Raw genomic sequence first — 14323 nt, 5'->3', positions numbered from 1 at the left:
TCGCTTTGGATGCCACTGCCACGTTCGCTCTGGATGCCACTGCCACCTCACGCGGCGTCCTCCTGTACCCACTTGGCCAATTCACGACGGTCGTCGCTGCGGAACCCGGTGTCGATCTCGGTGCCCGACGGCAGCGTCCAGCGGATCGCCAGGATGCCGTCGTGCGTCAGCGCCTTGCCCGCGATGCCCCGCTCGGTGCGGATGGCGGTGATGCACTCGTCGGGGATCCACAGCGGCCGGGCGCCGGTGCGCTGCATCATGATGCCCTCTGGGTACCGGGTCAGCACCGCCTTGCTGCGGAACCCCAGATCACCGACCGCGATCCGGTCCTGCCAGCTGGGGGCCATCGTGCTGCCGACGTAGAGCCCGCGGGTGGCGCCGATCAGCGTCGGGCCCACGGTGTCCGGCAGCGGGGGCAGGGTGCCGACGAGGTCGGCCTGCCGCTGCGCGCGGTGCAGCCATCCCCGCATCATCTGGCGGATCAGGAACGCGATGAGCACCGCGACCACCGCCGCCATCACCAGCGATCCGATCAGCGTCCCGGTGTTCACGCGCGGTCTCCATCCCGCGTCGCCACCTTGCCGTCGCGCGCCGTCACCGTGCCCCGCAGCATCGTCAGCGTCACCGTGGCCGGCAGCGTCATCTCCTCGAACGGGGTGTTGTCCGAACGGCTCGCGAGGTCGGGTCCGCTCACGGTCCACGTGGCGTCCGGATCAACCACGGTGAGGTTGGCGGGCTCGCCCACCTCGATGGGGCGGCCCTGGTCGGGCAGGCCCACGATGGTCGCGGGCGCCTCGCTCATCACGCGGGCGACGTCACGCCACGTCATCGCACCCGGGGCCACCATGGTCTGGACCACCACCGACAGCGCGGTCTGCAGACCCAGCATCCCCGGCCGCGCGGTGGCGAACTCGCACATCTTCTCGTGCTCGGCGTGCGGCGCATGATCGGTTGCCACGCAATCGATCACGCCGTCGGCGAGCGCTTGGCGCAGCGCCTCGGCGTCGGTGGCCTCGCGCAGCGGCGGGTTCACGCGGTTGCGGCCGTCGTAGCCCGACAGCCGGGTGTCGTCGAGCAGCAGGTGGTGCGGGGTCACCTCGGCGGTGATCGCGATGCCCTGTTCCTTGGCCCAGCGCACCAGCTCGACGGTGCCCGCGGTGGAGGCGTGACAGATGTGCACCCGGGCGCCGGCGTCGCGGGCCAGCAGCGCGTCGCGCGCGACGATGGACTCCTCGGCCGCCCGCGGCCACCCCGCCAGGCCCAGTCGCGCGGCGGTGGGACCCTCGTGCGCGACGGCACCGACGGTGAGGCGCGGCTCCTCGGCGTGCTGGGCGATCAGCACGCCCAGCCCGGTGGCGTACTCCAGTGCACGGCGCATCACCAGCGGATCCTCGACGCACACGCCGTCGTCGGAGAACATCCGCACGCGGCCGGCCCCGGCGGCCATCAGGCCCATCTCGGTGAGCTGCTTGCCCGCCAGGCCGACGGTGATGGCGCCCACGGGGTGCACGTCGACGAGCCCGACCTGCTGCCCGCGATGCCATACGTGGTCGGTGACGACGACGCCGTCGGCGACGGGGTCGGTGTTGGCCATCGCGAACACCGCGGTGTAGCCGCCCAGTGCGGCGGCGGCGGAACCGGTTTCGATGTCCTCGGCGTACTCGCGGCCCGGTTCGCGCAGGTGGGTGTGCAGGTCGACGAAGCCCGGCAGCAGCACGTGGCCGTGCGCCTCGACGACCTCGGCGTCGGCGCGCAGGTCCTGGCCGATCTCGGCGATCTGGCCGTCGGCCACCAGGACGTCGACGGGATCACCCTCGCCGTAGGGGCGCACACCGCGCAGCAGCACGCTCACGCGTTGACCTCCTGGTCCGCGCCGACCAACAAGTGAAACAGCACCGCCATCCTCACGTGAACTCCGTTGGAAACCTGTTGCAACACTGCCGAACTCGACGAATCGGCGACTGCCGACGCGATCTCCATGCCCCGCAGCATCGGGCCCGGGTGCAGCACCACCGCGCCGTCGGGCAGCTCGGCGAGGCGGCGATCCGACAACCCGTAGCGCACCGAGTACTCACGCGTCGACGGGAAGAACCCACCGTTCATGCGTTCGGCCTGCACCCGCAGCATCAGCACGGCGTCGGCGCCGGGCAACTCGGCGTCCAGGTCGTGCGAGACCGTCACGGGCCAGCCGGCGACGCCGGTGGGCAGCAGCGTCGGCGGCGCCACCAGCACCACCTCGGCGCCGAGGGTGTGCAGCAGCAGCACGTTCGACCGCGCCACCCGGCTGTGCAGCACGTCGCCGACGATCACCACGCGCCTGCCCTCGACGGACCCCAGCCGCTGCCGGATGGTCAGCGCGTCGAGCAGTGCCTGCGTGGGGTGCTCGTGCATGCCGTCACCGGCGTTGACGACGCACGGGCCGCCCGGCTCCCCCGAGGTGTGGGGTTCGGCCGTCCACTCCGCCAGCTGCTGGGCGGCGCCCGACGCGGGATGCCGGATGATCAGCGCATCGGCACCCGCCGCGCGCAACGTCAGCGCGGTGTCGCGCAGCGACTCGCCCTTGGCGACCGACGATCCCGACGAGCTGACGTTGATGACGTCGGCGCTCATCCACTTGCCTGCGACCTCGAAGGACACCCTGGTGCGCGTCGAGTTCTCGTAGAACATCGTGATGATGGTGCGCCCACGCAGCGTCGGGAGCTTCTTGACCTCGCGCCCCAGCAGCGCCTCGCGGAACCGATCGGCGTCGTCGAGGATCGCCGTCGCCTCGTCGCGCGTCAGGTCGGCGGCAGACAGCAGATGTCGACTCACCCGGGAAACCCTCCACTCATCGCGTGTCCGCCTCTCATCGCGCCGGTCCCCCGGTCCCGGCGATCCGCACGACGTCCTCGCCGTCGAGCTCGGCCAGCCGCACCGACACGTTCTCGCTGCGCGACGTCGGCACGTTCTTGCCGACGTAGTCCGCGCGGATGGGCAGCTCGCGGTGTCCGCGGTCGACGAACGCCGCCAGCTGCACCGCCCGTGGCCTGCCGACGTCGCGCAGGGCGTCCAGGGCCGCGCGTACGGTGCGGCCGGAGTACAGCACGTCGTCGACGAGCACCACGATGGCGTCGTCCACCCCGCCCTCGGGGATCGTGGTCGCGGCCAGCGCCCGCGGCGGCTTGCTCATCAGGTCGTCGCGGTAGAGCGTGACGTCGAGCGCGCCGTGTCCGACGGCCACGCCGGAGAACTCGGTGATCTGGTGCGCGAGCCGCGCGGCCAGGGTGACGCCCCTGGTCGGGATGCCCAGCAAAACCACCCGCGGGGCGTCGACGCCGCCCAGGGCGGTCTTCTCGATGATCTGATGCGCGATGCGCGAGATGGTGCGGTGCACGTCGGCGGCGGACAGCAGCTCCCGATCGGAGCCCGCGTCGGCGGCGCCGGCAGGTGTGGTGGGCACGGTGGAACCCGGACCTCCTTCTCCGCCTCTCTGGACGGATCGTTAAAGGACGTCGAACTGCGCCGAACTCTATCACCGCCGCGCGCGGCGACCCGACGGCGCCTGACTACCCTCGACCGGGTGAAGCTCGACGACAACCAGGCCTCGATCAAGGAGGTGATCGACGCCGGCGTGCTCGCCGGTGCCGTCACGCTCGTCTGGCAGGACGGGAAGATCCTGCAGGTCAACGAACTCGGTCACCGGGACGTGGCGGCCGGGCTCCCGATGCATCGCGACACGGTGTTCCGCATCGCGTCGATGAGCAAGCCGGTGACGGTGGCGGCCGCGATGGCCCTCGTCGACGAGGGCAAGCTCACACTCTCCGATCCCGTGGGCCCGTGGCTGCCGGAGCTGGACGGGCTGCGCGTGCTGGCCGACCCGGCGGGCCCGTTGGACCGCACCGTGCCGCTGCGCCGGCCGATCACCTTCGACGACTTGATGACGCACCGCAGCGGTCTGGCGTACGCGTTCTCCGTCGGCGCCCCGTTGAACAAGGCCTACGGCAAGCTGATGTTCCGGCAGAACCAGGATCGCTGGCTGGCCGACCTCGCCGCGCTGCCCCTGGCGCACCAGCCCGGTGAGCGCATGACGTACGGCCACTCGACCGACGTGCTGGGCATCGCGCTGTCGCGGATCGAGGGCAAGCCGCTCTCGGAGGTGCTCGTCGAGCGGATCACCGGTCCGCTGGGCATGTCCGACACGGGGTTCTCGGTGACGCTGGACGGTCGCCGCCGCGCCGCGACGATGTACCAGGTCCAGGAGACGGCGTCGGGTTTGGTGCTGCGCGACGACGCGATGGGTCCTCCCCACATCGTCGATCCCCCGTTCTGTGCGGGCGGGGCGGGACTCTGGTCGACGGCCGACGACTACCTGACCTTCGCGCGCATGCTGCTGTCCGGCGGAGCCGTCGACGGGGTCCGCGTGCTGTCGTCGGCGTCGGTGGCGGCGATGCGCACCAACCGCCTCACCGACGAGCAGAAACGCGTCCCGTTTCTCGGCATGCCGTTCTGGCGGGGCCGGGGTTTCGGGTTGAACCTGTCGGTGGTGACCGACGCCGAGCAGTCGCGGCAGCTCTACGGGCCGGGCGGGCTGGGCACGTTCAGCTGGCCGGGCGCCTACGGCACGTGGTGGCAGGCGGACCCGGAGGCCAACCGGATCATGCTCTACCTGATCCAGAACCTGCCGGATCTGAGCGCCGACGGTGCGGGCGCGGCGGTGGCCGGCAACACGTCGCTGCTGAAACTGCAAGCGGCGCAGCCGAAGTTCGTGCGCTCGACCTACCGGGCGCTGGAGGACTGACGCGCGGCGCCGGCGTGCCGCCGTTGCACCACGAGGCCGGCGACCACGATCACCACGGCCGAGATCGCCGAGGCCAGGATGGCCTGCTGCTGGTCCGGGTCGAAGGCCATCAGCACCAAGATGGCCACGATGCCGACGATGGTGGCGACGGTGAGGAACGGGAACAGCCACATCCGCACCGGCGCCCGCTCCCCCGCCGACCGCATGCGCTTGCCCAAGACCAGCTGGCTCGCCGCGATCGAGAGGTAGACGAACAGCGCCACGGCACCGCTGGTGGCCAACAGGTAGCCGAAGATCTTCTCCGGCAGCACGTAGTTGCCCGCGACGGCGAGGAAACCCACGACCATCGACGCCAGCACCGCGACCCACGGTGCTCCGTTGCCCGCGACGCGGCGCACGGTCGAGGGGGCGTCGCGGCGGGCCCCGAGTGAGTACAGCATCCGGGAGGCGGTGTAGAGCGCCGAGTTCAGGCACGACGCCACCGCGGTGAGGATCACCAGGTCCATGATGAGCTTGGACCCGGGGATGCCGATGGCCTCGAGGGTCGTCTGGTACGACCCGCCGGAGAGCTGATCGTACGGCATCAGCGCGACGATCACGAAGATCGAGCCCAGGTAGAACAGCGAGATGCGCCAGATGACGGAGTTCACGGCCCGTCCGATGCCCTTGACCGGGTTGGGCGACTCGGCCGCGGCGATGGTGACGATCTCGGTGCCCATGAACGAGAACATGGTGACCAGCAGGCCCGCGATCACGGCACCGAAGCCGTTGGGCATGAACCCGTCCGGTTCCCACAGGTGCTGGATGCCGCTGACCTGCGAGTCGGGGATGACCCCGAAGATGGCGGCGACGCCCACGCCGATGAAGGCGATGATGGCGACGACCTTGATCAGCGCGAACCAGAACTCGAACTCGCCGTAGTTCCCCACGCTGACCAGGTTGGTGATGGTGAGCAGCAGCGTCACCGCCAGCGCCCAGATCCACTGCTGGCCACCGATGAGGTTGGTGAGGATGGCCGCGGCGGCGGTCGCCTCCACCGGGATCACCAGCACCCAGAACCACCAGTACAGCCAGCCGACGGTGAAGCCCGCCCACCGCCCCAGCGCTCGGTCGCTGTACACCGAGAACGACCCGGTGTCCGGGTTCGCGGTGGCCATCTCGCCCAGCATGCGCATGACGAGCACCACCAGCGTGCCCGCGAGGAAGTAGGAGATGAGGACGGCCGGGCCGGCCTCCTTGATGGCGTTGGCCGAGCCCACGAAGAGGCCGGCGCCGATCACGCCTGCGATCGAGATCATGGTGATGTGACGGGATTTCAAGCTGGTTCCCAGCTGACTCCCAGGTTCCACGGCGGGCGCGACACCGGGTTCCGGACGCTCGGACACTCCACTCATGACGTCCCCCTCATCGGAAGCCGCGACCGTGGGTCGGCGTGGCCCACGACGACCTGGGATGCCCACGCGGGGGCGGGGCGAAACGCATCGTACGAGAGCCCCGCCGGATGTCTCGTCGCGGCCTAGTGTGTGCGCATGGGTGAGCGCATGACCGCACCGACGGTGCTCGTCAGCGGTGCGGGCATCGCCGGGCCCACGCTCGCCTTCTGGTTGCACCGGGCCGGCTACCGCACCATCGTGGTCGAGGCCGCCGACGGCATCCGCCCGGGCGGGCAGACCGTCGACCTGCGCGGCGCCAGCCGTGACGTCGTCGCGCGGATGGGCCTGCTCGACGCCATGCTCGACCGCACCGTGGATCAGGCCGGCGCCGCCTGGGTGCGCGCCGACGGCAGCCACCGCGCGGAGATGCCGGTGACGGCGTTCGGCGGCAACGGGCTGGTCAGCTCGGTGGAGATCCTGCGCGGCGACGTCGCCGAGGTGCTCTACGGCGCCACGGCCGCGACCACCGACTACCGCTTCGGCACCCGGATCATCGCGCTGGACCAGGACGACGACGGCGTGACGGCGACGCTGTCCGACGACTCGACCGTGCGGGCCGACCTCGTCGTCGGCGCCGACGGCACGCATTCGGCGGTCCGGCGGTTGGCGTTCGGCCCCGAGGACCGGTTCGTGCAGCGCCTCGGCGGCTATCACGCGTGGTTCAGCGCGCCCGACACCGTCGGCCTCGCGGGATGGTTCCTGATCTACCAGGAGCCCGGGCTGGTGGCTTCGCTGCGTCCCGACACCGTGCCGGGCTCGGCCAAGGCGGGCCTCGCCTTCCGCTCCGGCCCCCTGGACTACGACCGCAGAGACCTCGCCGCGCAGCGCAAGCTGCTCGCCGAGCGCTTCGCGGGCTGCGGGTGGGCCACGCCCGCCCTGCTCGAGGCCGCGGCGACCGCCGACGACTTCTACTTCGACGAGTTCGTCCAGGTGGTCGCGGACTCCTGGGCGCGCGGCCGGGTGACGCTGGTGGGCGACGCCGGGTACTGCGCGTCGCCGCTCAGCGGCATGGGCACGGCGTTGGCGCTCGTCGGCGCCTACCTGTTGGCGCACGCGCTGGGCCCGGCGGCGCGCGCCGGCGAGCACGATTGGCCGGGGCCTGCGCTACGGCGCTACGAGGCCGCCATGCGCCCGTTCGTGGCCAGGGCACAGAAGCTGCCGAACGGCCTCGACGGGTACGCCCCGAAGTCCCACGCCGACATCGTGATCACCGCCCAGGTGATGGCGTGGATGCAACGCTGGCCGTTCCGCATCCTCGCCGACCGGCTGTGGATGTCGAAGGCCGACGGCGTCGACCTGCCGGAATTCCAGCGTTAAGGCTGCGGCGTGGGCCCGCGCATGGCCGCGGCCGCCGCACGGATCTGCGGTGTCACCAGCATCACCTGGCCGAGCACGCCGTTGACGAACGCCGGCGAGTCGTCGGTGGACAGCTTCTTGGCCAACTCGACGGCCTCGTCGACCGCGACGGGCTCGGGCACGTCGTCGGCGTGCAGCAGCTCCCACACCGCCACGCGCAGGATCGCGCGGTCCACGGCGGGCAGCCGTTCCAGCGTCCACCCCTGCAGGTGCGCCGAGATCAGGTCGTCGACGTGGGCGGCGTGCTCGGTGACCCCGTTGACGACGGTCAGCGTGTAGGGATTGAGCGCCGAGACCTCCGGGTCCGAGCCGGCGAGCGCGTTGCGCGCGCCCGCCACCTCGGCGGCCGTCAAACCCCGGGCCTCGGCTTCGAAGAGCAGGTCGACGGCGCGCTTGCGGGCCTGGTGACGGCCCCGGTCCTGCCGGCGGTGTCCCCCGTCGTGTCGCTCGCCCTGCGGGTCAGGCATTAACCCTTCCCAGGTAGCTGGCGTCGCGGGAGTCGACCTTGATCTTGTCGCCGGTGTTGACGAACAACGGCACCTGGATCTCGGCACCGGTCTCGACGGTGGCGGGCTTGGTGCCCGCATTGGAACGGTCGCCCTGCAGGCCGGGCTCGGTGAAGGTGACCTCGAGTTCCACGGTGACGGGCAGTTCGAGGTACAGCGGCGCCCCGTCGTGGAAGGCGATCTGCACCGGCATGCTCTCCAACAGGAACTTGGCGGCGTCGCCGACGAGGGCCTCCGAGAGCGGATGCTGCTCGTAGTCCTGCGAGTCCATGAAGATGAAGTCGCTGCCGTCGCGGTACAGGTAGGTGGCGTCGCGGCGGTCGACGGTCGCGGTCTCGACCTTCACGCCGGCGTTGTAGGTCTTGTCGACGACCTTGCCCGACACCACGTTCTTGAGCTTGGTGCGCACGAAGGCCGGCCCCTTGCCGGGCTTGACGTGCTGGAACTCGGTGATCTGCCACAACTGGCCCTCGATCTGCAGGACGAGCCCGTTCTTGAAGTCTGCGGTCGATGCCACGTTAGGTACTACTCCTAGTTCTGGTGTGCCTAGAGAATCGCCAGGTCCTTGGGGAACCGGGTGAGCAACTCGGGAGCGGGTGACTCCACACCGCCCACCACGAGCGTGTCCTCGATGCGGACGCCGCCATGGCCGGGTAGGTAGACCCCGGGCTCTACGGTGACCGCGGAGCCAGCAAGCAGTGTACCGGCGGCGGACGCGCTGATTCCCGGCGCTTCGTGGATCTGCAGCCCCACGCCGTGCCCGAGCCCGTGCCCGAAGTTGTCGGCGAACCCGGCATCGGCGATGACCTGGCGCGATGCCGCGTCGACGTCGCGCAGCACCACCCCGGGCGCCAGCGCCTCCCGGCCTGCCCGCTGCGCGGTCGCCACCAGGTCGTAGACGTCGAGCTGCCACTGCGCCACCGGCGCCAGCACGAACGTGCGGGTCATGTCGGAGTGGTAGCCGGCGACCAGCGCACCGAAGTCGATCTTGACGAAGTCGCCCGCCGCCAGCACCGCGTCGGTGGGCCGATGGTGCGGGATGGCGGAGTTGGCCCCGGCGGCGACGATGGTCTCGAACGAGTTGCCGTCCGCGCCGTGGTCGAGCATGCGCGACTCGAGGTCGCGGGCGACGTCCTTCTCGGTGCGTCCGGCGCGCAGTCCGCCCGCGGCCACCAGATCGGCCAGCGCCGCGTCGGCAGCCTCGCAGGCCAGTCGCAGCAGCGCGATCTCCCCGGCGTCCTTGACCTCGCGCAGCGCCTCGACCGTGCCCGCGGCCCGCACGAACTCGACGTCGGCGCCCGCCGCGTGCTGCAGCCCCGTGAACGCGTCGACGGTGACGACGTGGCTCTCGTAGCCGAGACGACGGATGCCCGCCGCGGCGGCCCTGGCGGCGAGGTGCGGGCCCACCGCGCGCTCGATGACGCGCTCGGCGTCGGGTGCCTGGGCGGCGGCCTGGGTGACGTACCGTCCGTCGGTCGCCAGCACCGGCGTCTCGTCGTCGACACGCACGAGCAGCGCGCCGTTGGAACCGGTGAACCCCGACAGGTATCGGACGTTGACGAGGTCCGTCACCAGCATCGCGTCCAACCCGGCGGCGGCCAGCCTGCGCCGCAACGCCGCCCTACGATGGGAAATCGTCACAGCCCGTGACGGTACTCGCTACGCTGTGCCCCCATGAGCAAGTGGTTGCTGCGCGGACTGGTGTTCGCCGCGCTGATGGTCGTGGTCCGGCTGCTGCAGGGCGCCCTCATCAACGCGTGGGAATCCCAGGCCTTGGCGATCAGCATCACGCTGGTGGTGCTGTTCGCCATCGCGTCGTTCGTGTGGGGCAACCTCGACGGCCGGGCCGACGCCCGCGCCAACCCCGACCCCGACCGCCGTGGCGACCTGGCGATGACGTGGCTGCTCGCCGGGCTGTTCGCCGGCGTCGTCAGCGGTTTCGTGACGTGGTTCATCGCGTTGTTCTACTCGAACGTCTACGCCGAGTCGCTGATCCCCGAGGTCACCACGTTCGCGGCGTTCACCGCGCTGCTGATGTTCATCACCGCCATCGCGGGCGTGGCGCTCGGCCGCTTCCTGGTGGACCGCAAGGCGCCGCCGTTCACCCGGCGCGGCGCCGACGACGAGCGCGCGGACACCGACGTCTTCGCCGCGGTCGGCGGTGGCCGGACGGACGCGGACGCGCGCGACGAGCATCCCACCGAGACTCTGGGCAACGCCACCGAGACCACCGCCGAGCAGCCCAGGAATCAGGCCTGACCGGTCCCGGGCGTCACGCGCGGGGCTGGTCCGCCAGGTAGCGCAGCGCCAGCAGGTAACCCTGCACGCCGAGGCCGACGATGACGCCGGTGGCGATGCCGCTCAGGTAGGAGTGGTGCCGGAAGTCCTCGCGGGCATGCACGTTGGAGATGTGCACCTCGATCAGCGGCGCGGTGAGTTCCGCGCACGCGTCGCGCAGCGCGATCGACGTGTGGGTGAGTGCCCCGGCGTTGAGCACGACGGGCTCACCCGCGTCGGCGGCGTCGTGCACCCAGCCCAGCAGGTCGGCCTCGCTGTCGGATTGGCGTACCCGCACCGTCAGCCCCAGCTGGGCGGCCTCGCGTTCGATCAGCGCCACCAGGTCGTCGTGGGTGGTGTGGCCGTAGACGTCGGGTTGACGCTTGCCGAGCCTGCCCAGGTTGGGCCCGTTGAGGACGTTGACGGTGCGCACTACCGCGTCCCGATCTCGGAGTAGGCCGCCGCCAGCAGCGTCGGGTCGGGGCCCTCGAGCCGGCCCGGCTTGGCCAGCCCGTCGAGCACCACGAACCGCAGGATCCCGGAGCGCGTCTTCTTGTCGCCGGCCATGTACTCGACGAGCTGCCCGAAGGCGTCGCCATCGTAGGTGACCGGCAATCCGAGCGCGGTGAGCACGGTGCGGTGCCGGTCGGCGGTGGCGTCGTCCAGGCGGCCGGCGAGGCGGCCCAGTTCGGCGGCGAACACCAGCCCCACCGAGACGGCGGCACCGTGACGCCACCGGTACTGCTCGCGGCGTTCGATGGCGTGGGCCAGGGTGTGGCCGTAGTTGAGGATCTCCCGCAGCGCCGACTCCTTCTCGTCGGCGGCCACCACCTCGGCCTTGACCGCGATGGCGCGGCGGACGAGTTCGGGCAGCACCGTGCCCGCGGGGTCCAGCGCCGCGGCGGGATCGGCCTCGATGAGGTCGAGGATGACGGGGTCGGCGATGAACCCGGCCTTCACGACCTCGGCCATGCCCGCGACGATCTCGTTGCGCGGCAACGTCTCCAGCGTGGCCAGGTCGACGAGCACCGCCAGCGGTTGGTGGAACGCGCCGACGAGGTTCTTGCCGGCGTCGGTGTTGATGCCGGTCTTGCCGCCGACGGCGGCGTCGACCATGCCGAGCAGCGTCGTGGGCACGTGCACCACGTCGACGCCGCGCAGCCAGGTGGCCGCGGCGAACCCGGCGACGTCGGTGGCCGCACCGCCACCCAGGCTGACCACCGCGTCCTTGCGGCCGATCCCGATGCGCCCCAACACTTCCCAGATGAAGCCGAGCACGGGCAGGTCCTTGCCGGCCTCGGCGTCGGGGATCTCGATGCGGTGCGCGTCGATGCCGGTCTCGGCCAGCGCGGCCCGCACGGCCTCGGCGGTGACGGTCAGCGTCGGCTGATGCAGGATGGCCACCTTGTGCCTGCCCGCCAGCGTGCGCACCAGATCGTCGAGCAGTCCGGTGCCGATGATCACGGGGTAGGGCCGGTCGACCAGGACGTCGACGGTCACGGGTTCAGTCATTGCGCGCTTTCACTCGTGGCGGGATTCTGCTCGCCGGGCCAGCGCCGCGGGACTCGGCGGCGCCTCGGTGGTGGGTCCGGGGTTGAGGACGGTGGGCAGCCGACGCCACGACGGGCGGCGGCGGCGGCGCGACGACGTCTCGCCGGGTTTGCTCTCCAGGCGGTGCACGACGTGCCGCACCACCGCGCCCGGGTTGCGCCGATTGGTGTTCACCCGCATGGTGGCGACCTGGCGGAACAGCGGCACGCGCTGCGCCATCAGCGCGCGGTACTTGGCGGCGGGGTCACCCGCCAGCAGTGGGCGTCCGGAGCCGGTGGTGCGTCGAATGCCTTCGGAGGCACTGATTTCCAGGTAGATCACCACGTGGCCGGCCAGCGCCTCGCGCACCGCGGGTGTGGTCACCGCTCCCCCGCCGAGGGACACCACGCCGTCGTGTTCGGCCAGCGCCGCGCACACCACCTCGGCTTCGATGCGGCGGAACTCGGCCTCGCCGTCGACGAAGATGTCGGCGATGCTGCGCCCGGTGGTCTCGACGATCTTGACGTCGGTGTCGAGCAGCTCGACGCCGAGCGCCTTGGCCAACCGCCGCCCGATGGTGGACTTGCCGGACCCCGGCATGCCCACCAGAACGGCCTTGGGCGCCATCAGCCCGTGGCCTCGGCGGACTCCGCTTCGCTGCGGGTGTGCACCGCGTGCAGGTACGACGCGACGTTGGCGCGGGTCTCCGGCAGCGAGTCACCGCCGAACTTCTGCAGCGCCGCCCGCGCGAGCACCAGCGCCACCATGGCCTCCACCACGACGCCCGCCGCGGGCACCGCGCACACGTCGGAGCGCTGGTGGATCGCCACGGCCTCCTCGCCGGTCGCCATGTCGACGGTGGCCAGCGCGCGCGGCACGGTCGAGATGGGCTTCATGGCGGCCCGCACCCGCACGGCCTGACCGTTGGTCATGCCGCCCTCGAGACCGCCCGCGCGATTGGTGGACCGCAGCACGCCGCCGGGGCCGGGGTACATCTCGTCGTGGGCGACGCTGCCGCGACGGCGGGCCGTCTCGAACCCGTCACCGATCTCGACGCCCTTCATGGCCTGGATCCCCATGACCGCACCGGCCAGCTGGCTGTCGAGCCGCTCGGCGCCGCTGGTGAAGGAGCCCAACCCGACGGGCAGCCCGTCGGCGATCACCTCGACCACGCCGCCGAGGGTGTCGCCGTCCTTCTTGGCGTCCTCGATCTCGGCGATCATGGCCTGCTCGGCGTCCTTGTCGTACGCGCGCACGGGGCTGTCGTCGATGGCGTCGAGGTCGCCGGGCCCCGGCGGCGGCCCGTCGTAGGGGGCCGAGCCGCCGATCGAGATGACGTGCGAGAGCACCTCGACGTCGAGCGCCTGCCGCAGGAACGCGCGGGCAATGGTGCCTGCGGCCACGCGGGCGGCGGTCTCGCGGGCGCTGGCGCGCTCGAGGACGGGGCGCGCGTCGTCGAAGCCGTACTTGAGCATGCCCGCGTAGTCGGCGTGTCCGGGTCGCGGCCGGGTCAGCGGCGCGTTGCGGGCGACGTCGAGGTCCTCGGCGGGCACCGGGTCCGACGCCATCACGGTTTCCCACTTGGGCCACTCGGTGTTGCCGATCTGGATGGCGATGGGCCCGCCCATGGTGACGCCGTGGCGGACGCCGGCCAGGATGGTCACCTCGTCGGCCTCGAACTTCATCCGGGCGCCGCGGCCGTAGCCGAGGCGGCGCCGTTTCAGCTCGGCGGCGATGTCGTCGGAGGTCACGTGGACGCCCGCGACCATGCCCTCGATGACCGCCACCAACGCGCGTCCGTGTGATTCACCCGCAGTAGTCCAACGCAACACGCGCCCCATTCTCCCACGACGGGCCCCGGCCAGCGAAAACCACCGGCAGCGGCCCGCCGAGCGCGGGGGTTCCGCACGCGATTCGCGGGTCGAGGCGTCGAGAGACCACACCCTCGCCACCCTCGCCACCCTCGGCACCCTCGGCGCGCGGCGCTACACCAGGGCCAGCGTCACCGCACCGGCCGTCGCCACGCACATCGACAGCCCGTGCGGCACGGTGGTCCGGGCGCGGCGCAGCGCGGCGACGAGCGCCCACGCGCACGTCAGCAGCGGCGCGGCGACCGCGGCCACCGCCCAGACGTCGGCGCCGAACGCGCCGGTGAGCGCGCCCACGCCTGCGGCGAGCTTGACGTCACCCGCACCCAGGGCGGCCGCTGCCATCAGATGCACCGCGAGGTAGACGCCGAAGAGCGCGAGCATCCCCGCCACCGCAGGCGCGCCGCGGCCCTGGCACCCGGCGGCCACGGGGATCAGCACGGCGCCGGGCAGCGTCAGCCGATTCGGCAGCCGACGCGTGCGCACGTCCCAATGGCTCAGCGCCAACAGCCAGGCCGTCACTGCGACCAACTGCGCTGCGACCAACTGCGCCGCGACCGACTGCGCCACCCCCAT

General features: G+C 71.6%; 15 protein-coding genes and 1 pseudogene. 3 read left to right on the top strand and 13 right to left on the bottom strand.

What is annotated here, in order from left to right; genetic code table 11:
- Positions 1–47: 47 nt before the first annotated feature.
- From AC30CM_RS11275 to pyrR, 4 genes are read right to left on the bottom strand one after another with little or no spacing between them, the layout of a single operon-like run.
- The gene (locus AC30CM_RS11275; RefSeq protein WP_490116948.1) at positions 48–551 is read right to left on the bottom strand and encodes a PH-like domain-containing protein; all 504 of its coding nucleotides are present in this window, start codon (positions 549–551) and stop codon (positions 48–50) included.
- Entirely contained in the window at positions 548–1852 is a 1305-nt protein-coding gene (locus AC30CM_RS11270) for a dihydroorotase (protein WP_490116947.1), read from the bottom strand. Before AC30CM_RS11270 ends, AC30CM_RS11275 begins: the two co-directional genes overlap by 4 nt.
- A complete protein-coding gene (locus AC30CM_RS11265) occupies positions 1849–2811 on the bottom strand; it encodes an aspartate carbamoyltransferase catalytic subunit (protein WP_490116946.1) in 963 nt (320 codons plus the stop codon). The genes AC30CM_RS11270 and AC30CM_RS11265 overlap by 4 nt, the downstream gene beginning before the upstream one ends.
- A gap of 34 nt (positions 2812–2845) precedes the next feature.
- Positions 2846–3439 (bottom strand): bifunctional pyr operon transcriptional regulator/uracil phosphoribosyltransferase PyrR, encoded by a 594-nt coding sequence (pyrR, locus tag AC30CM_RS11260; RefSeq protein WP_490116945.1) that lies wholly within the window; start codon positions 3437–3439, stop codon positions 2846–2848.
- Between the two features lie 120 nt (positions 3440–3559).
- Here pyrR and AC30CM_RS11255 point away from each other — a divergent pair, with 120 nt between their 5' ends.
- The gene (locus AC30CM_RS11255; protein WP_490116944.1) at positions 3560–4777 is read left to right on the top strand and encodes a serine hydrolase domain-containing protein; all 1218 of its coding nucleotides are present in this window, start codon (positions 3560–3562) and stop codon (positions 4775–4777) included.
- On the opposite strand, the gene AC30CM_RS11250 is transcribed toward AC30CM_RS11255, so the two are convergent.
- Positions 4756–6075: an amino acid permease gene (locus AC30CM_RS11250; protein WP_490116970.1), complete on the bottom strand. Its 1320-nt coding sequence runs from the start codon at positions 6073–6075 to the stop codon at positions 4756–4758. The genes AC30CM_RS11255 and AC30CM_RS11250 overlap by 22 nt on opposite strands.
- A gap of 243 nt (positions 6076–6318) precedes the next feature.
- Between AC30CM_RS11250 and AC30CM_RS11245 the strand changes: the two genes are divergently transcribed.
- Positions 6319–7527: an FAD-dependent monooxygenase gene (locus tag AC30CM_RS11245; RefSeq protein ID WP_490116969.1), complete on the top strand. Its 1209-nt coding sequence runs from the start codon at positions 6319–6321 to the stop codon at positions 7525–7527.
- Here the strand turns inward: AC30CM_RS11245 and nusB are convergent.
- The 3 genes from nusB to AC30CM_RS11230 are packed head-to-tail and all read right to left on the bottom strand — an operon-like array spanning position 7524 to position 9713.
- Positions 7524–8033 (bottom strand): transcription antitermination factor NusB, encoded by a 510-nt coding sequence (gene nusB / locus AC30CM_RS11240; RefSeq protein WP_490116943.1) that lies wholly within the window; start codon positions 8031–8033, stop codon positions 7524–7526. The genes AC30CM_RS11245 and nusB overlap by 4 nt on opposite strands.
- Entirely contained in the window at positions 8026–8589 is a 564-nt protein-coding gene (gene efp / locus AC30CM_RS11235; protein ID WP_490116942.1) for an elongation factor P, read from the bottom strand. Before efp ends, nusB begins: the two co-directional genes overlap by 8 nt.
- A 29-nt stretch (positions 8590–8618) precedes the next feature.
- Entirely contained in the window at positions 8619–9713 is a 1095-nt protein-coding gene (locus AC30CM_RS11230; RefSeq protein WP_490116941.1) for an aminopeptidase P family protein, read from the bottom strand.
- Positions 9714–9746: 33 nt separating this feature from the next.
- Here AC30CM_RS11230 and AC30CM_RS11225 point away from each other — a divergent pair, with 33 nt between their 5' ends.
- Entirely contained in the window at positions 9747–10331 is a 585-nt protein-coding gene (locus AC30CM_RS11225) for a B-4DMT family transporter (RefSeq protein WP_490116940.1), read from the top strand.
- Positions 10332–10344: 13 nt separating this feature from the next.
- On the opposite strand, the gene aroQ is transcribed toward AC30CM_RS11225, so the two are convergent.
- From aroQ to AC30CM_RS11200, 5 genes and pseudogenes are all read right to left on the bottom strand, one after another.
- Positions 10345–10782, bottom strand: a complete 438-nt coding sequence (aroQ, locus tag AC30CM_RS11220) for a type II 3-dehydroquinate dehydratase (protein ID WP_490116939.1) — start codon at positions 10780–10782, stop codon at positions 10345–10347.
- Positions 10782–11861 (bottom strand): 3-dehydroquinate synthase, encoded by a 1080-nt coding sequence (aroB, locus tag AC30CM_RS11215; protein ID WP_490116938.1) that lies wholly within the window; start codon positions 11859–11861, stop codon positions 10782–10784. Before aroB ends, aroQ begins: the two co-directional genes overlap by 1 nt.
- A gap of 129 nt (positions 11862–11990) precedes the next feature.
- A pseudogene (locus AC30CM_RS11210) lies at positions 11991–12506 on the bottom strand (shikimate kinase); the annotation flags it as partial.
- A complete protein-coding gene (aroC, locus tag AC30CM_RS11205) occupies positions 12506–13711 on the bottom strand; it encodes a chorismate synthase (protein ID WP_490116937.1) in 1206 nt (401 codons plus the stop codon). The pseudogene AC30CM_RS11210 and the gene aroC, both read right to left, overlap by 1 nt.
- A gap of 153 nt (positions 13712–13864) precedes the next feature.
- Entirely contained in the window at positions 13865–14323 is a 459-nt protein-coding gene (locus AC30CM_RS11200) for a prepilin peptidase (protein WP_490116936.1), read from the bottom strand.

It is taken from the genome of Mycobacterium sp. DHQP2018-32-09 (genome assembly GCF_058148405.1).
Note: the sequence above shows the minus strand (reverse complement) of the source record. Positions and strands in the feature narration are given on the sequence as shown.